Here is an 18032-nt window from a genome sequence, read left to right as displayed (position 1 = left end):
GACAACATTGTCCAAAATAATAAGGCTTTTTGTTTTAAAAACCTTGAAAGTTTTTCAGGATCAAATTCGTACAAGATCTGCACTTTTTTCCCACTTTTTGATAACAGAGGCGACATCTTTAGGAGAAATTTGATTCATACATTCACACTTGGAAACATCCTCCTGGCACTTATTACAACAGCTGCTTCCGACAAGATAGGAAGCCTTCGGCCCGATTGGTCCCCAGCGCATCGGGAATAACGGGCGCATGGGCGGATACAATCCCAAAGCATTATTTCCTATCGAAGCCGCGATATGCAAAGGTCCGGTACTCGCCGCGATCAATCCATTTGCGTGATAGATGAAGGATATAAATTCTTTCAAAGTCATCATACCTGTCACATCAACGACATGTTCGGGAAGCTGCCTTAACCAATCCTTCATGGAAGCACCTTCGGCCTTAGTACCGGAAATAAATATTCTGTATTTTTCCTTCGGTAAAAGATGGATCAGGTCCGCAAAATTTTGTAACCCCCATTCTCTTGCACTTTTATTTGATTTTGGGTGCAAGATGATATTGAGCCTGTCTTGTTTCAAAAAGGCAAATAACCTTTCCGGAAGCGGCGCAATATTCTTTAACTGAAATTGACGAAAAAGATCTTCCAGCGAAAAATCCTTATCAATTTCCAACGCCTTCAACAACTTTAAATTTAGTTGCGCTTCGTGTAATGCTGACTTTTTTCTGCTCAGCTGAACAAGCCTGTTGCAAGTCATCCAGTGAAACCAGCGGCTTGTAGTACCAATCCGCATAGGAATTTTGGCATCTTTTGCCAACTTGGCTATTTTCAGGTTAGGTAAAACGTGGATGATAGCGTCATAATTTTCTGCCTTCAAAAACTTCACCTGATCCTTGTAATCAAGTTTTTCAATCAGGTCTGCGTTGACAAATTTGTCAACCGAGATACAGGTATCAATAACATCTTCTGTATATGAACGGCCTAAAAAGTGTAGCTCGGAAACTTCTGTATTTTCTTTCAAAATATTACAGATAGGGATTGTTAAAATAACATCTCCGATGGCATCTGTCCTACTTACAAGAATTTTAAGCTTCCTTACTAACATTTTAGATTATCATTCATGAATTGCCTCACGACAACATTTTTACCGTTTTTTAACGCTGATTTTTCTTTGTACTATATTAACTAATTCAGGGCAATTTTCTAAAAAAAACACAATATGTTTTTATTTTAAACGGAAAATTTCAATAATATTTTAAAATTAAAACCTTTATAAACCAAGATCTTCAATCGTTTTCCAAACCAGTTCACTTTCATATCCTTTTCCCAGAGCGAAACGCGCCAGTTTTTGCTTTAATTTGAACTTGTCAGTTTCAGTTCTGTCCAGAAGAATTTTCTTTTTGACCAGTAATTCTTTTACACTGTTTTTGTAAGATTCTTCCGGAATTTCTTTCATTCCTTCTTTGATGCTGTATTCCGAAAGCCCACGCCGATGGAGCTCCTGCTTGATCTTCATTTTCCCCCAGCTCTTCATCCTGAACTTTCCACCTATATATGTTTTTGCAAAACGTTCTTCGCTCAGGTAGTTTGTGCTGATCAGCTCGGCAATTATCTCGTCTGCCTCTTCTCCCCAGACTTCCCATTTTTGAAGACGTTTCCGCACCTCGTCCTGCGTCCTTTCCTGATACGCACAATATGAAGCCGCTTTTTGAAGAATTAGACGATCCATCAGACAATATTAACTATTATTTATATTTCGTACTGTGCTACAAGATTAAAGATAAAATATCAACTCTGAATAACTATTTTTGGTAAATCAACAATTTACGCCTTCATTCCAAACGCTTACCCCTATGCTTTTTGAAAGACGCTCCTTTTTGAAATTCCTGCCGGCTATGTCGGGACTATCATTTTTTAATCTGCCTGAAAATAACCCGAAAGCTGGCAAAATAGCGTTACGCTTCATCGTCGCTTCCGATGGTCATTTTGGTCAGCCGAACACGGACTATAAAAAGTTTCACAGCGACTTGATAGGTTGGATCAATCAGGAAAAAGTACAAAAAGGTGTCGATTTCACCGTGATTAATGGAGACCTAATTCATGACGATCCGACGCTGATGTATGATTTAAAATCAACTTTTGAAAACCTGCGTGTTCCGTTTTATGTGACGCGTGGAAACCACGATAAAGTAGGTCTCGACGTTTGGCAAAGTACCTGGGGCTACCCAACGAATCATAGTTTTGGAAAGGGCGAATATGCTTTTATCTTGGGAGATACTTCCAACGAGAAAGGCGAATATCTTTGTCCCGATATTAACTGGCTGCGCACTGAAATTGCCAAATATTCCACCGCAAAAGGAATTTACATATTTTTGCACATCACGCCTGAGAAATGGACAGACAATGGGGTTAACTGCAAAGAGGTCACTGATTTATTTGCCAATACGCCCAATGTAAAAGCAATTTTTCACGGTCATGACCATGATCAGGACAGCCAAAAAACGTTAGGAAAGAAGCCATATTTTTTTGACGGTCACTTCGGAGGAAACTGGGGAACTACCTACAAGGGATATCGCGTGGTTGAGATTTATGATGATGAAACTTGGCAAACCTATCAATATAATCCAACTGCTTCACCAGTTCTGAATTCATTCAACGGTAAAAAATAAACCCGGATCAGCCTTTTGATCAAGGTTTCAGTTATAAAAAATGAGCCAGGTTTTGAAATCCTGGCTCATTTTTATGCGCAGTAAGTTTAAAAAACAGTCTTAATTAATTCGTATCAAATGGTTTTTCTTACCTTTTGAAACAAGAATAAATCGATCCTGAAGCAACTGAAAATCAGTAAGCGGCTGCTCGGCCGAAGAAACTTTTACCTTATTAATGCTTACGGCATTCTGTTGTAATGCACGACGCGCTTCACTTTTAGAAGGATAAACCTCGGCGTTGGTAACGGTTGAAATTAAATCCAGTACATTCGGGCATGAATCCCAGTCACCACGACTTATCTCGGTTTGTGGAACGCCGTTGAAAACTGTATCAAATTCATCGATCGCAATACTTTGAAGCGTCTCCAAGGTCGCTTTCCCAAACAAAACATCCGACGCTTTTAACACCAGCTCATAGTCACGCTCGGAGTGGATACGAATTGTCAGCTCCGCCGCCAGTGCCTTTTGCATAACTCTTAGATGCGGTTCAGCAGCATGAGCACTTTCCAAAGCTTCGATTTCTTCCTTCGATTTAAGAGAAAAAACGCGCAAATATCTTGGAGAATCTTCGTCACTTTGATTTAACCAGAATTGGTAAAATTCAAAAGGAGAAGTTCTGGAAGCATCAAGCCAGATATTTCCACCCTCACTTTTTCCAAATTTAGACCCATCCGATTTTGTTACCAGCGGTGTGGTCAAGGCATAAGCTTTGAAATAACCTTCTTCATCTCCTTCTTTGCGGCGAATGATTTCCGTACCCGTGGTAATATTCCCCCACTGGTCAGAACCGCCCATTTGAAGACGAACATTATTATGCTTGTATAAATGATAAAAGTCGTAGCCCTGTAAAAGCTGGTATGAAAACTCAGTGAAAGAAATACCTGTTTCAAGGCGTTTTTTAACGGAATCTTTCGACATCATGTAGTTCACAGACAAATACTTGCCTGCTTCACGTAGGAATTGGAGAAACCCAATATCTTTAAACCAGTCATAATTGTTGACCATTTCGGCCGAGTTCTCCCCGCAATCAAAATCAAGGAAACGTTCTAATTGCTTACGAATTCCTTCCTGATTGATACGCAGCGTTTCTTCATCCAAAAACGAACGTTCCGACGCTTTGAAAGACGGATCTCCGATCATTCCCGTCGCTCCTCCAATCAATGCAATTGGCTTATGTCCTGCCTTTTGTAAATGAACAAGCAACATGACAGTCGCCAGATTACCGATATGCAGGGAAGCAGCAGTTGGGTCAAAACCGATATAACCGGCGGTCATTTCTTTATTTAGTTGCACATCCGTACCCGGCATCATGTCGTGCAACATGCCCCGCCAGCGCAATTCTTCAATGAAATCGGTTCTCATTTTTTTACTATTTGGCAATTTTAATAATCAAGGTGCAAAGATAGTTTGATTTTGGTAAACCTTGCAGATTTACAAAAGGTATCTTATTTGAAGACTTAAATTTAGAAATCGGTTCATGCGTTATTCTGATTTAATGTTTTTAATTTAGAATTATAATCAGAAATTATTTAACAAATCACGTTCACACATGCTGACAAAAACAAGACTACTACTTCTTCTAACCATATTTTTTTGTATTCAATCAATTCCCAATTTGGCGCAGCAGCAAACTACTTACTGCAACCCGATGGATATTGATTACAAATACAATTTTGAACAGCTGAATGACAAAATTTCTTACCGCTCCGGTGCAGATCCAGTCATCATAAACCATAAGTCTGAATACTTTCTTTTTGTGACAATTTCGGGAGGTTACTGGCATTCGAAAGATATGTTAAACTGGAAGTATATCACGGCAAACCGTTGGCCGTTTGAAGATATGTGCGCTCCCGCCGCCGCTTCGGTCAACGACACTTTGTTTCTGTTTCAGTCAACTTTTGATTCGCGCCCGATCTTGTATTCAGTTGCTCCTGAAAAGGGAATCTGGGAATTTTACAACCGCTGGACTCCCCGCTTACCGAAAGACATTGGCCCATGGGATCCGGCGTTTTTTCATGATCCTGATACAAACCGGTGGTTTATGTATTGGGGCTCTTCAAATGTTTACCCGATTTTTGGAGCAGAACTGGACCACTCAAAAAAGCTGGCTTTTAAAGATCAATATAAGGCGATGTTTTGGCTGAACCAATACGAACACGGCTGGGAACGTTTCGGTCCGAATCACTCTGATCCTTTCAAACCTTTCACAGAAGGCGCCTGGATGACGAAACATAAGGGAAAATATTATTTACAGTACGGAGCGCCGGGAACGGAGTATAATGTTTACGCAAACGGAACCTACGTAGCGGATGATCCGCTCGGGCCGTTTACTTATGCGCCCTATAATCCGGTTTCTTACAAACCTGGTGGATTCGCCACTGGCGCAGGTCATGGCAATACTTTTCAGGATAATTATGGGAATTACTGGAACACAGGAACTTCCTGGATTGGATTAAACTGGGCGATGGAAAGAAGAATTGTACAACATCCGGCCGGTTTTGACAAAGATGGACAAATGTTTGCAAATACCCGTTTCGGCGACTTTCCTCATAAAATGACAACAAAAAAATGGGATGGAAAAGGCGATGAATTATTCACTGGCTGGATGTTACTTTCCTATAAAAAACCGGTTACCGCTTCTTCCATGCTTGATACAATGTCCGCGGCAAAAATTACAGATGAAAATCCTCGAACTTTCTGGGCTGCGAAACAGAACAAGGCCGGAGAAACCTTAACGATAGATTTACAAAAAGAACAGGAAGTGAAAGCGATTCAGATCAATTATACGGATTACAAATCCAATATTTTCGATAACGATTCTGAAAAAGTCTACACACAGTTTAAGATCTTCACGTCAACGGATGGCAAAAAATGGAATCTTGCCACTGATCTGACTACTCAGCCAAAACGTGACCGTCCATGTGCATATATTGAATTATCCAAGCCGGTAAAAGCCCGTTATATCCTGTATGAACATATCCACGTTGCTTCGCCGATTTTGGCAATCAGCGAATTTAGAGTTTTTGGAAACGGTTTTGGCGAACTACCTTCTACACCAAAAAAACTGACAGCAATTAGACAGAAAGATCAGCGAAATGTGGATTTGACTTGGGAAAAAGTTGCGGGAGCGGTTGGGTACAATATTCTTTGGGGAATTACCCCTGATAAACTCTATCAAACTTACCAGTTCTGGAATGACGAGCCGAACAACTTCGAACTGCGCGCGCTGAATGTAGGTGTACCATATTATTTTGCAATCGAAGCTTTTGATGAAAATGGTGTTTCGGCACCTAGTGAGATTGTTAATATTAAGTGATTTTTTCTTATTTTATTCAAAGTTCGCATATATGAGTTATCCCTGCGGAGGTGCGAAACCTAAATTGTATATTTGATTTATATTAAAGCAGACCATGTTTTAGATAAGTCAAATTCATCACACTATCGATATGAGTAACATAAAACTATTCGAAGAAAAGAAAGTTCGAAGTCATTGGAGTGTAGAGAAAGAGGTTTGGTATTTTTCTGTAATTGATGTAATTCAAATACTAACGGATAGTAGCATTCCGAAAAGATACTGGAGTGATCTTAAAAAGAAGCTATCAATGGAAGGAAGTGAAGCGTACGAAAAAATCGTACGGTTGAAAATGTTGGCAGATGACGGTAAGAAAAGAGAAACCGATACTGCCGATACAGAAACGCTTTTACGCATTATTCAATCAATCCCTTCTCCAAAAGCTGAGCCGTTCAAACAGTGGCTCGCCAAAGTTGGGTACGAGAGAATGCAGGAAATTGCGAATCCGGAACAAAGCCTGGACCGCGCAAGGGAGAACTGGCAAAAGCTGGGACGAAGCGAAAAATGGATTCAGCAAAGAATGACGGGACAAGAAACCCGGAATAAATTAACGGATTACTGGAAAGATAGCGGCGTTGAGAAAAAAGATGAATTCGCTTTATTAACCAATATAATTCATGAAGAGTGGACCGGGTTAACCGTTAAAAAGCATAAGGATCTGAAAGGTTTGAAAACTCAAAACCTTAGGGATCACATGAGTGAAGCTGAACTGATCTTCACAGCACTTGCCGAACTATCAACAAGACAAATTGCTGAAAGCGAAGAAGCGAAAGGCTTGAATGAAAATGCGAAAGCAAGCAAAAAAGGTGGCTCAGTAGCAAAAAATGCAAGATTGGAACTGGAAGGTCAAACCGGGAAAAATGTGGTAACAGGTGAGAATTTTTTGCCGCCAACGAAAGCGAATCTTGAAATTGACTCAGAAAATAAGTAACCTAAAAATCAGATTCAGGCTTTTCCTCTTCTAAAAACATTATTCCTTCATAAACAGCAGAAACCGGCATTTTGAAATCCAGTAGGTCAAAAGATATATTAGATTCTGGCTTGTCAAAGGTCTGGTAGGTCCAGATACCTTCCTGCTCAGTTCTCGTGTAAAGCTCTATATAACATTCATATTGAGCAACGAGCATGTAGTATTGCAGCGAAGGAATTTCCTGGTATTTCCTTAATTTGAATCCATGATCATAACTCGCCGAAGATTTTGACAAAACTTCTACCAAAATACTCGGATGGCGAACGATATAGGTTCCATTAATATCTTCCGGGGCGCAGGTTACAATGACATCAGGATAGGGATAATAAAAGTTTTTAATCGCCTCAATTTTTATGTTTTCAGCAAAAACATCACATCCCCGATGCAGAAAAATCTTTTCTAAAAAACCGCGGACTCTACCGACGATTCTGTTGTGATTCATCGTAGTCCCCGCCATAGCGAAGATTTCGCCATCGTAATATTCGTGACGAGTCTCACTCTTTTCTTCCATTTCGAAATATTCTGCAACCGAATATTTCTTTTCAGATACTTGTACTTGTCCCATATCACGCATCAAATTTATAATGACAAATTACAGCAAAATCAGAACATTAGCAAAACGATTGACAACGAGACCCTTACTTTCTCCAAAGTAAAGAACTATCTCCATAACTAAGAAACCGGTAACCCTTGTCCATGGCTTCCTTATAGATACTCCTCCATTCTTCTCCAACCAAAGCGGCGACTAATAAAATGAGCGTGGAACCCGGCTGGTGATAATTCGTTATTAATCCTTTACAAAGCCTGAATATATAACCCGGAAAAATGAATATTTCTGTTTCTCCGACTACCTCATCCAGCTTTTCCTTATCCATATAATCGGCAATCGCCATCAGTGCTTCCTTTGCAGAAGGTAGTTCCTCTGCCTTAAACGGATACGGATAAAGTTTTGCGATATTAAATTCAGTCGTTTCCCTGCGGAATAATTTTACACCAAACCAATATAAACTTTCAAGGGAACGAAGTGAAGTCGTTCCAACCGGAACAATGTTTTCGGTATTTTTTAGGAGTTCGTCAATTAACTGGCGGGAATAAACAACCTGCTCAGCATGCATTTTGTGTTCAGTAACCGAATTTGCCTTAATCGGCTGAAAGGTTCCGGCGCCCACGTGCAATGTCAGAAATGACCTGCGAACACCCTTTTCTGCCAACTGTTTAAATACTTTTTCTGTAAAATGAAGACCAGCTGTCGGCGCTGCAACAGCTCCATTTTGGCGTGCATAAACAGTTTGATAGGTTTTTTTATCACCTTCCTCGGTATCTCTTTTTAAATAAGGAGGCAAAGGAATTTCTCCCAACGCCTGCACTATATCAAGAAATTGAATTTCCTGATCCCACCATAATTTAATGTGGTTTTTGTCATAATCAGCATACCCAACCTGTAATTTAACTGACTTTCCATGAACAACTAAATTTGTTGAAAGCGTATCAGTAGACTTAAACCGCTTCTTATTCCCGATCATACATTCCCAGACGCACGAATCCGTCACGAGCATTGCGTCATTGATGATCCGGGTTGGCAGTTCAGGATGAAGCAAAAGAATTTCAACCGTCGCGCCCGTTTCCTTTTGAAAATACGCGCGGGCCGGAATAACCTTGGTATCATTGAAAACCAACAGGGTATCTGCCGGCAAATTTTCAGTTAATCTTTCAAAGGTTTGGTGCTCAATAACACCCTGATTATAGATCAGAAGCTTAGAACTGTCACGCGGATCGAGCGGATATCTTGCAATCCTGTTGTCAGGCAGATCATAGTCGAACGACTCTATACGAAGAGATTCCGCCTTTTCCAGCCAATTGTTTTCCATGCTTTTTCTAGTAAGTATCTTCTTCTTTCGGAACTGGCGTTTTTAGTAAGCGCAGTGGGAGAAGAAAAATTAAGATCATCAGCGCCAGACCTACATAGGATACCCAAGCAAAATCGAAGACGGTAAGATTATACTGGCTGCTGTTGATTGTAGCCAATGCCAAAAGACTTAGCGCAATTATAGTATTAATAGAAGAGACTACGGTATATAACCAGTTGATCAAATGTTCATTCAGCTCTTCGCGATGCTGAGCCCAGATATTTTTTTTCGGAATAGGGAAATGCGACGCATCAATTTTAGGAATTTGTCTTGCAAATGCTGACAGAACAACATTATTTAGCACAAAAAATGCCATCACGATGTAAAATAAATGCTCTTTGTTAACATAAATTTCGGCAAGACCAGAAGCTGCAAAATCAAATGCAATTTGCTCAGGGAAAACCGAATAGGTCCAGACCAGTGCACCGAATACCATCAGCATTGAAAACCAACGCCATATTTTTATACTAAAAGTTCCAATTTTCATGAAATGTCAATCCTCCTTATCTTTTCTAAATTCGCCATATTTTGGGTGCAAAATTAGGTCGGAGACTTTCTAAAACCTAATCGTAACAAGAGTATAATAAAAAGATTGAACCTAAAAGCTGCGGAGCGGGCGTAATATTTTATTGCATTAATTGAGCGTGGGCATAAATCGCAGACGACATTGAATTAAAAATTTATCTTTCAATAAATAATAAATGAAAATTTACACCAAAACAGGCGATAAAGGCACAACTTCATTGATCGGAGGAACCCGGTTAAGTAAAGCGCATATTCGCATTGAGGCTTATGGAACCGTTGACGAACTGAACAGTTATATAGGGTTGCTCCGGGACCAGCCCGTAAATGAAAAACGACGCGAGTTGCTGAAAGAAATTCAGGACAGATTATTTACCATCGGCTCTCATCTAGCTTCGGAACCGGAACAAACAAAAAAGATTCTTCCCGATTTATCCGAAGAGGACACCAAACTGCTGGAAACTTCTATGGATGAAATTGACGCGGTTGTGCCTCCGCTCAAAGCTTTTGTCTTGCCGGGCGGCCATCAGTCTGTATCGTTTGGCCATATCGCCCGAACCGTATGTCGCCGTGCCGAACGAGGTGTTATCCACTTACAAACCCAGGAAGAAGTCGAAGACAGTGTCGTTAAATACCTCAACCGGTTGTCTGATTATTTGTTTATGCTTTGTCGTGCAATGACTTACGAACTTGGGATTGAGGAAGTCACTTGGAAACCGAGGGTCTCGTCAAAAAAATAATTGTTATACTAAATATATTCGTTTTGCGGATAAATTCATTAAATTGCGAGACTATATAAGAAATAAGAGAGTACTTAATATTCAGCATAAATTCCAGGCCTTATGACTGCCGACACATTGCAAATAGAGATCCAGCAAACGGAAAATTCACGTTTGAAAGAGGTTGATTTTAACAACCTTGTTTTTGGTCGGAACATTGCCGATCATATGTTCATCACCGAATATCGTGACGGTCAGTGGAACAATCCGCGCATCGTCCCTTATGGAGATCTTTCGCTCAGTCCTGCTACTGCTGCCTTACACTACGGTCAGGCAATTTTTGAAGGTATGAAAGCCTACAAAAGTGAAGAAGGTGAAACGCTTCTTTTCCGGGCTATTGATAACTGGAAACGCCTTAACAAGTCGGCGGAGCGCCTTTGCATGCCAACGATTCCGGAAGAAATTTTTATGAGCGGCCTGACGGAATTGTTACGTCTGGATTCAGGATGGGTGCCTTCTCAGGACGGATGTTCACTGTATATCCGCCCTTACATGTTTGCTACTGACGCATATATCGGCGTGAAGCCTTCTGATACATATACCTTTATCATTTTTACTTCTCCGGTAGGAACGTACTACGCAAAGCCGCCAAGAGTAAAAGTTGAAACGCATTTTATCCGTGCTGCCGAAGGTGGTGTTGGTGGAACAAAATGTGCAGGGAACTACGCTGGCTCCCTTTATCCTGCAAAACTTGCTCAGCAAGAGGGTTATGATCAATTGATCTGGACTGATGCCCGTGAGCATGCTTACATTGAAGAATCAGGGACGATGAACGTGATGTTTGTCATCGACGGAAAACTTGTTACGCCATTTGTTTCCGATACAACGCTGGATGGTATCACGCGCAAAAGTATCGTTACGATCGCTCAGCATTGGAACATTCCGGTTGAAGAACGCAGAATTTCTGTGAAAGAAATTATTGAAGCACTAAAAGAAGGACGTCTGGAATCTGCTTTCGGAGCGGGAACTGCCGTTGTAGTTTCTCCATTTGCAACTATCGCTTTCGAGGGTGTTGATTATGCTTTACCAGAATTGAAAGAAGATTCGTTTGTGAATAAAGTAAAAAATTATCTTACTGAAATCCGTACCGGCAAGACAGAAGATGTCTTTGGCTGGACTTTGAAAGTTTAGTTTTTATAGATAGTATTTGTTAAAATGGACGGCAGCAATGTCGTCTATTTTTTTGTGCCCCTTCGGATTATTTTTCTCTCTCTCTTTTAATGATTATTTCTGCGCAAAACCCTGCCTAACCTCTCCACTTCGTAAAATCTTAAAATTTTACAATTTCCCTCAAAATCCTGGCGACTGTCATTTCAAATTTTAATCGTTTTTTAATCTCGTAAGCTATTCTTACTCTGGAAGATCCGTCCCAAGTTTTCTTGCAAAACGTGGTACGAAAAACCACGACTATTCCACATTAAAATCATACAAATATTATATTAAACTTCAAAAAATGATATAATAGTATTATATCAAATATTATGATAGTTACTTTTACTTTAAACGAAATAAATAATAGAATAGTACAATTAAATTCATTAGAATAATACAATAACAATACATATTGTGGTTATAGTGTTAAATATTATTAACAATAAGTTTTTATTATTCAAGCAATGGATAAAATAGTATTATAGTATCGATCAGAAAAGTCTATTAATTTGTATTAAAAATCATAAACCAATTAAAGCGTCATAAGCATGTTTCAAAGATTACTTATGATCGTCTCTTTGTTTTTGGGAAGTTGCCTCATGGCAATCGCTCAGAATCAAAATATAAATGGGACGGTCTCAGATGAAAAAGGAGAAGGACTACCTGGTGTAGGCGTGGTTATCAAAGGGACAACGATTGGTACCACAACAGATGTAGAAGGAAAATTCACTTTGGGTATCCCTGCTGATGCAAAAACCTTAGTTTTAAGTTCAGTAGGAATGAAGTCTCTCGAAGTGGAGATCGGTGGAAAATCAACTTTCACAATTACAATGCTTTCAGACGAACGTGCGCTGGATGAGGTAGTGGTTGTAGGTTATGGAACAACAAGGAAAAGTGATATTACCGGAGCTGTTGCCTCGGTGAAAGCAGAGGCGATTACCAAAGTGGCCACTGTCAATCCGCTTCAAGCCATTCAGGGCCGCGTTCCGGGTGTGAACATTGTTAGTCAGTCAGGAGAGCCGGGCGCAGCGGTTCGTGTGCGTATTCGTGGTGTCGGTACGATCAACAATAGCGATCCTCTGTACGTTGTGGACGGTTTTCAAACCAGCGATATCAGCTTTTTAGCTCCTGGTGACATCTCTTCCATGGAAATTTTAAAGGATGCTTCTGCAACTGCAATCTACGGTTCCCGTGGTGCAAACGGAGTAATTTTGATTACAACAAAAAGAGGAAAAAGCGGAGAGCCTAAGATTTCTTTTGATACTTACGCAGGTGTTCAGAAAGCATGGAATAAAGTTGACGTGCTGGATGCAAGCCAATATGCAACGTTACGTCTGGAATCATACACAAACGATGGTACAGTACTTCCAACCAACGAGCCGTTGTACCAGACATTAAACGCATTCAAAAACGGAACAGACAAAGGAACCAACTGGCAGGACGAAGTTATGCAGACTGGCAAGGTTCAAAATTACAGCCTTAATATCATGGGCGGTAATGACAAACACCGTTATAGCGTAACAGGGACTTATTTTGGACAGGAAGGTATTGTAAAAAACTCTCCTCTGAAAAAATTCTTTCTTCGTTTCAACAATGACTTTTATGTAACAAAATGGCTTGACGCCGGTATTTCTGCGGCTTATGCCAATACGGATAAAACGCAGTATACAGGTGGTCAGTATGGTGGTGTTTTGACAAGTGCTTTGTCGATATCTCCTTTGGCGAAAGCATGGGATCCGGCAACAAATTTTTATGGAACACGTCCTGTACCGGAAGGTGGATCTTACAACCCGCTTCGTATTGTTGATGAATACAAAAACAACAAAGCCTACGAAACGCTGGTGAACTCAAACTTCTTTTTAGATGCTAAAATTATTCCTGGTCTGACATTCCGCACACAATTCGGGGTTAACTGGAAAACTACGCATGCAAAAAGATATTTACCACAATATTATCTTGCAAACGACGATCAGCGTCAACACAGCACATTGCGTGAGGGAAGAGGTGAGCAATTGGGTTGGGTTTGGACAAATTACCTGACTTACGCAAAAACTATCGGCAAGCATAGCTTTACGGCTATGGCTGGTTTCGAAGCACAGCGCACAACATACAGCGATATGTTCCTGACTGTTCTGGACGTACCTAATGACAAATCTCAGTGGTATCTGACAGCAACAAAAGGTACTGATTATTTAGTTGAAGCAACACAGTCTGACGAATCGCTGCAATCTTACTTCGGGCGTCTTAATTACAACTTCAACGAAAAATTTCTGTTGACAGCAACGTTGCGCAGAGATGGATCTTCACGTTTCCTTCCTGACAATCGCTGGGGAACTTTCCCTTCTTTCGCAGCCGGCTATAACCTTGCAGAAGAATCGTTTATCAAAAGCATTCCTGCGATCAGCCAGTTGAAACTTCGTGCGGGATGGGGACAGGTTGGTAACCAGAACAGCGCTGCCAATTATGGTTATGCAACAACCGTTTCGGGTAACAACATGTACGTTTTTGGCGATCAGGCCGTTCAGGGATTTGCGCCAACCACAGCAAGTAATCCTGATTTGAAATGGGAAACAACAACCAGCTCAAACTTTGGTGTGGACGCCGGTTTCTTCAATAACCGTCTTTCATTAACGGCTGATTACTTTATAAAGGATACGAAAAATATGATTGTTCGTGTTCCAATCCCTGTATTTGCAGGTGTGGGACCTCCGTATGTGAACGCGGGAAGCATGAGCAACAAGGGTATTGAACTTGCTCTGAATTATAGAAGCCAGATCAAAGATTTCACGTATGACATTGGTTTCAACGTTTCTAAAATCACGAACCAGGTTGTTGACCTTGGTGGTGGAGAACCAATCGCTGGTGGCGATATCAACGGACTTGGCCAAACAACCCGTACGGAAGTTGGACGTGAAATTGCGGTTTATTACGGATTAAAAACAGATGGAATTTTCAGAACTCAGGCCGATCTTGATGCTTATACAAGAGAAGGCATTGCGATTCAGCCAAATGCAAAACCGGGTGATGTTAAGTTTGTTGATTTGAACAACGATGGCGTAATTGATAACGACGACCGTACCTATCTTGGAAGCGCGACACCAAATCTTTCTTATGGTTTTAATGCAAGTCTTGGTTACAAAAGTTTCGATTTCAGTTTCTTCTTTCAAGGTGTAACAGGCGTTGAACTTGTGAACGGTTTGGGGCACTGGCAGAATAATGCGAACGGAATGTTTAATTCTGTGGCAAGCCGTATGGACCGTTGGACTCCCGATAATATCAATACAGACCAGCCTCGTATGACACAGCTGAACCCAAACAACAACGACCAGTTCAGCGATCGTTTTGTGAGCAGCGGAGACTACATGCGCCTTCGTAACCTGACACTGGGTTATACGTTACCAAAAGGTGTTTTGCAAAAATTACACATCAGCAATGTCAGAGTATATGTTGCGGCTGATAACCTGTTGACTTTCACTAAATACAAAGGAATGGATCCTGAAATCGGTGAATTCAACAACAATCCATTGAACTTCGGTGTAGACCTTGGAGCATATCCACAGCCTCGCGTAGGAAGAATCGGACTAAGCGTAAACTTTTAAAAAAACCAGTTAACGCGATCTGGTCCGGGCAACCGCCAGACGTTGTAAACTAATTCCATAAAATATTTCGAAAATGAAAAAATATAGATTTCCGGCACTTTTGATATCAGCATTTATGCTGTTGCAGGGTTGCAGTGACTTTCTGGATAAAGAACCGCTGGGGCTCGAAACAGATACCAATTATTTCTCTGATTCAACCAATACGCTTCTGGCCATTAATGCAGTTTACGACGTGTCTTCTTATGACGAAGGCAGCGATGGACTTGGCAATTACCTTCCGCATAACTACGAGTGGATGTGGGGAGATGTCTTATCTGATGACGCTGAAAAGGGAAGTACGCCAAGTGACTTTTTAGATATTCAATATCTTAAAGAATGGAGAGCATTGCCAACAAATACGCCGGTTGTAGGCGTTTGGGGTAATCTCTGGATTGGTATCTATCGTGCAAACTGGGTGTTGAAAAACATCGAAACTGCGCCGATCAGCAATACTCTTAAAACACGTGTCGCTGGTGAAGCACATTTTTTGCGTGCTTATTACTACTTCTATCTGGCGCGTCTTTTCGGTGGTATGCCTTTATTTTCTGAGCCTGTAAAAACGACGGAATATTCGACTACGCAGCGTGCTTCATTGCCTGAAACGTATGCATTCATTGAAAAAGATCTGGAACAGGCAATCGCTTCGCTTCCTGAAAAAGCACAATACAGTGCTTCTGATCTTGGCCGTGCGACAAAAGGTGCTGCCCGCGGATACCTTGCCCGTGTGATTATGTATCAGCTTGGCATGGACAATACGAACAACCATACCTGGAAGCAGGTTCTTGATTTGACCAACGCAATTACGCAGTCGGGACAATATGGTTTGACAGCTAATTATGCGTCAATTTTTGATGAAGTAAGCGAAAACAATACAGAATCAATTTTTGAAATTCAGGCGAAAGAATCAGGACAGACCTGGGGCCCGATCAAAACAGGTGTGACAAACAACGTGATTCAAAATAACCGTGCAACATGGGGATGGGGTTTTAACAATCCTACGACAAGTCTCGTTAATGAATTTGAAGCAAATGATCCGCGTAGAGCGATGACGGTTTACGGAAACGGAGATATTCTTTTTGGTGTGAGACAAACAGTAGCGTTCCCGGCTGAAAACATGACCGGTTACCTTAACCGTAAAGCTGCTATTGTTCAGCCTGCACAATCATCCGCATCTGGCCAGAATATTCGCAGAATGCGTTATGCTGAAATATTGCTGATGAAAGCAGAAGCAGCTGCCCAAACCGGCGACGAAGCAACAGCCCGTGCCGCAGTAAACGAAGTCCGTGCAAGAGCTCGTAAATCTACTTTGCCATTAGGATCGGTAGTTGGAGGTTCGACTTACGACCCGACGAATATACCGGCAACCGCGCTTCCTGATCTTACAAGTTCTGTTACTGGTTCAGCATTGATGACAGCCATTTTACATGAACGTCGTGTTGAGCTGGGTATGGAATCCCTGCGTCTGTGGGATCAGATCCGTACCGGAACTTATATGAGCTCACTATCAGCTGATGTGAGAGCACGTGCACAGGCACGCTCGATCGCAGGTTCGGTTAATCCAATTCCGGTTTTGCCAATTCCTTTGAACGAAGTGCAGACATGGGGTTTACAACAAAATCCTGGATATTGATCTAAACAAGTTGCTTAAATAGCGCATCCTGTTTAGAAATCCCTCCTCAATAAATATTACTCCGTAAGAGTTGCCAGTTTCTATTTGAGAAATCAGGCGACTATTGCGGAGTCATTAAACTTTAATACTTATAAAATAATTGTTATACATTCAACGGTAAGATCAAAAACAACGTAATCTCTGAATTATATCAAATAAGTAAGTATCATGTCCTTATTCAAATCACCGGTCCCCTATTTTTTGTCATTCGCAATTATCTTATCCGCTATCACTTTATCGACTGCGCAGATAGATAAAAAAGCTACGCAAGCAACAAAAAACCTTTATTCAGGATTAAAGAGAAGCGCTTTGCAGGGCGTTATTTTTGGTCAGCAGGATGCGCTTGCTTATGGTTTGAAAGCAGACAAGAGCCGGTGGATCGGTGATGAAGATCGGTCAGATATAAAAACGATTTCCGGAGAACATCCCGGTTTGGTTGGATATGATCTGGGGCATATTGAGCTGGACAGTACAAATAATCTTGATGGTGTGCCATTTGCAAGAATCAAGGCTGATATCCGAAAAAACTATGAACGCGGCGGAGTTAATACCATCAGCTGGCATCCCAACAACCCCGTCGATTTTTCAAAGACAAGCTGGGATAAGGAAGATTTTACGATCAGGAAGATTTTATCCAGTGAAAAAAACAAGAAGAATTTTGAAAAAACGCTGGATAAATTAGCTGACTTTTTTCTCTCGCTAAAAGGACCGAAAGGGGAACTGATCCCGGTAATTTTTCGGCCCTATCACGAACATACCGGAAGCTGGTTCTGGTGGGGCGCTGATCATTGCACGCCTGAAGAGTACAAACAATTCTGGACGTTGACGATTGAATATCTGCAAAAAACGAGAAAAGTAAACAATCTGCTGATCGCCTACTCTACTGATAATTTTAGAAATAAGGAACATTATCTGGAACGTTATCCGGGCGACGATCTGGTCGACATTTTAGGCTTTGATACCTACCACAGAAATCCCCCGAAAAGTGATTCTGCTTTTATTTCCAATGCGACGAGAATGGTGGCAACCATACGGGATCTTGGAAAAGCGAGCGAAAAACCTTTTGCTATTACAGAAACAGGTCTTGAACAACTGACAGAAGCCAACTGGTGGACAAAAATTGTGCAGCCCATTGTCAGAAATTCGGGACTGAGTTATATGCTCGTCTGGCGAAACGGACGTCCGGACCACTATTACGCGCCGTTTGAAGGAAACGATACCGTTGAAGATTTTAAGAAATTACAGCAGTCAGGAAATATATTATTAGAGAAAAAGGTCGCCAGTGAAAATTTGTATGGCAAACCTGCCGGAAAATAATCAACGTTTTTATTAATTTTTT

General features: G+C 41.1%; 14 protein-coding genes. 8 read left to right on the top strand and 6 right to left on the bottom strand.

Translation table 11 applies throughout. From position 1 onward, the window contains the following. Nucleotides 1–60: 60 nt before the first annotated feature. A complete protein-coding gene (locus L0657_RS20450; protein ID WP_235152615.1) occupies nt 61–1101 on the bottom strand; it encodes a glycosyltransferase family 9 protein in 1041 nt (346 codons plus the stop codon). Between the two features lie 165 nt (nt 1102–1266). Beyond that, complete coding sequence (locus L0657_RS20445) at nt 1267–1725, bottom strand: regulatory protein RecX (RefSeq protein ID WP_235152614.1); 459 nt, start codon at nt 1723–1725, stop codon at nt 1267–1269. Nucleotides 1726–1849: 124 nt separating this feature from the next. On the opposite strand from L0657_RS20445, the gene L0657_RS20440 reads away from it, so the two are divergent. After that, entirely contained in the window at nt 1850–2665 is an 816-nt protein-coding gene (locus tag L0657_RS20440) for a metallophosphoesterase (RefSeq protein WP_235152613.1), read from the top strand. 99 nt (nt 2666–2764) lie between these two features. On the opposite strand, the gene tyrS is transcribed toward L0657_RS20440, so the two are convergent. Next, entirely contained in the window at nt 2765–4066 is a 1302-nt protein-coding gene (tyrS, locus tag L0657_RS20435; protein WP_235152612.1) for a tyrosine--tRNA ligase, read from the bottom strand. 187 nt (nt 4067–4253) lie between these two features. On the opposite strand from tyrS, the gene L0657_RS20430 reads away from it, so the two are divergent. Next, the gene (locus L0657_RS20430; protein WP_235152611.1) at nt 4254–6020 is read left to right on the top strand and encodes a discoidin domain-containing protein; all 1767 of its coding nucleotides are present in this window, start codon (nt 4254–4256) and stop codon (nt 6018–6020) included. A gap of 130 nt (nt 6021–6150) precedes the next feature. After that, complete coding sequence (locus L0657_RS20425) at nt 6151–6987, top strand: Bro-N domain-containing protein (RefSeq protein ID WP_235152610.1); 837 nt, start codon at nt 6151–6153, stop codon at nt 6985–6987. Nucleotide 6988: 1 nt separating this feature from the next. On the opposite strand, the gene L0657_RS20420 is transcribed toward L0657_RS20425, so the two are convergent. From L0657_RS20420 to L0657_RS20410, 3 genes are all read right to left on the bottom strand, one after another. Beyond that, on the bottom strand, nt 6989–7591 hold the full coding sequence (locus L0657_RS20420) for a Uma2 family endonuclease (protein WP_235152609.1): 603 nt from the start codon (nt 7589–7591) through the stop codon (nt 6989–6991). A gap of 73 nt (nt 7592–7664) precedes the next feature. Then, a complete protein-coding gene (locus L0657_RS20415) occupies nt 7665–8894 on the bottom strand; it encodes an S-adenosylmethionine:tRNA ribosyltransferase-isomerase (protein WP_235152608.1) in 1230 nt (409 codons plus the stop codon). 7 nt (nt 8895–8901) lie between these two features. Then, nucleotides 8902–9420 carry a hypothetical protein gene (locus L0657_RS20410; RefSeq protein WP_235152607.1) on the bottom strand — a complete coding sequence of 173 codons (519 nt, stop codon included), beginning with the start codon at nt 9418–9420 and terminating at the stop codon, nt 8902–8904. A gap of 214 nt (nt 9421–9634) precedes the next feature. Between L0657_RS20410 and L0657_RS20405 the strand changes: the two genes are divergently transcribed. From L0657_RS20405 to L0657_RS20385, 5 genes are all read left to right on the top strand, one after another. Further along, nucleotides 9635–10195, top strand: coding sequence for a cob(I)yrinic acid a,c-diamide adenosyltransferase (locus tag L0657_RS20405; RefSeq protein WP_235152606.1), 561 nt, complete (start codon nt 9635–9637; stop codon nt 10193–10195). Between the two features lie 102 nt (nt 10196–10297). Further along, nucleotides 10298–11365 carry a branched-chain amino acid aminotransferase gene (locus L0657_RS20400; RefSeq protein WP_235152605.1) on the top strand — a complete coding sequence of 356 codons (1068 nt, stop codon included), beginning with the start codon at nt 10298–10300 and terminating at the stop codon, nt 11363–11365. Nucleotides 11366–11934: 569 nt separating this feature from the next. Continuing rightward, on the top strand, nt 11935–14985 hold the full coding sequence (locus tag L0657_RS20395) for a TonB-dependent receptor (RefSeq protein WP_235152604.1): 3051 nt from the start codon (nt 11935–11937) through the stop codon (nt 14983–14985). A gap of 73 nt (nt 14986–15058) precedes the next feature. Next, on the top strand, nt 15059–16654 hold the full coding sequence (locus tag L0657_RS20390) for a RagB/SusD family nutrient uptake outer membrane protein (protein WP_235152603.1): 1596 nt from the start codon (nt 15059–15061) through the stop codon (nt 16652–16654). A gap of 207 nt (nt 16655–16861) precedes the next feature. Then, on the top strand, nt 16862–18010 hold the full coding sequence (locus tag L0657_RS20385) for a glycoside hydrolase family 26 protein (RefSeq protein WP_235152602.1): 1149 nt from the start codon (nt 16862–16864) through the stop codon (nt 18008–18010). Nucleotides 18011–18032: the final 22 nt, after the last annotated feature.

Origin of the sequence: Dyadobacter sp. CY345 (assembly GCF_021502725.1) — a bacterium.
Lineage (GTDB): Bacteria > Bacteroidota > Bacteroidia > Cytophagales > Spirosomataceae > Dyadobacter.
Note: the sequence above shows the minus strand (reverse complement) of the source record. Positions and strands in the feature narration are given on the sequence as shown.

Excerpts from the sequence above, each read along its gene's own strand:
- L0657_RS20445 (WP_235152614.1), bottom strand. The coding sequence starts at position 1,725 with ATGGATCGTCTAATTCTTCAAAAAGCGGCTTCATATTGTGCGTATCAG.
- L0657_RS20440 (WP_235152613.1), top strand. The coding sequence starts at position 1,850 with ATGCTTTTTGAAAGACGCTCCTTTTTGAAATTCCTGCCGGCTATGTCG.
- L0657_RS20415 (WP_235152608.1), bottom strand. The coding sequence starts at position 8,894 with ATGGAAAACAATTGGCTGGAAAAGGCGGAATCTCTTCGTATAGAGTCG.
- L0657_RS20420 (WP_235152609.1), bottom strand. The coding sequence starts at position 7,591 with ATGGGACAAGTACAAGTATCTGAAAAGAAATATTCGGTTGCAGAATAT.
- L0657_RS20395 (WP_235152604.1), top strand. The coding sequence starts at position 11,935 with ATGTTTCAAAGATTACTTATGATCGTCTCTTTGTTTTTGGGAAGTTGC.
- tyrS (WP_235152612.1), bottom strand. The coding sequence starts at position 4,066 with ATGAGAACCGATTTCATTGAAGAATTGCGCTGGCGGGGCATGTTGCAC.
- L0657_RS20390 (WP_235152603.1), top strand. The coding sequence starts at position 15,059 with ATGAAAAAATATAGATTTCCGGCACTTTTGATATCAGCATTTATGCTG.
- L0657_RS20385 (WP_235152602.1), top strand. The coding sequence starts at position 16,862 with ATGTCCTTATTCAAATCACCGGTCCCCTATTTTTTGTCATTCGCAATT.
- L0657_RS20410 (WP_235152607.1), bottom strand. The coding sequence starts at position 9,420 with ATGAAAATTGGAACTTTTAGTATAAAAATATGGCGTTGGTTTTCAATG.
- L0657_RS20430 (WP_235152611.1), top strand. The coding sequence starts at position 4,254 with ATGCTGACAAAAACAAGACTACTACTTCTTCTAACCATATTTTTTTGT.
- L0657_RS20400 (WP_235152605.1), top strand. The coding sequence starts at position 10,298 with ATGACTGCCGACACATTGCAAATAGAGATCCAGCAAACGGAAAATTCA.
- L0657_RS20450 (WP_235152615.1), bottom strand. The coding sequence starts at position 1,101 with ATGTTAGTAAGGAAGCTTAAAATTCTTGTAAGTAGGACAGATGCCATC.
- L0657_RS20425 (WP_235152610.1), top strand. The coding sequence starts at position 6,151 with ATGAGTAACATAAAACTATTCGAAGAAAAGAAAGTTCGAAGTCATTGG.
- L0657_RS20405 (WP_235152606.1), top strand. The coding sequence starts at position 9,635 with ATGAAAATTTACACCAAAACAGGCGATAAAGGCACAACTTCATTGATC.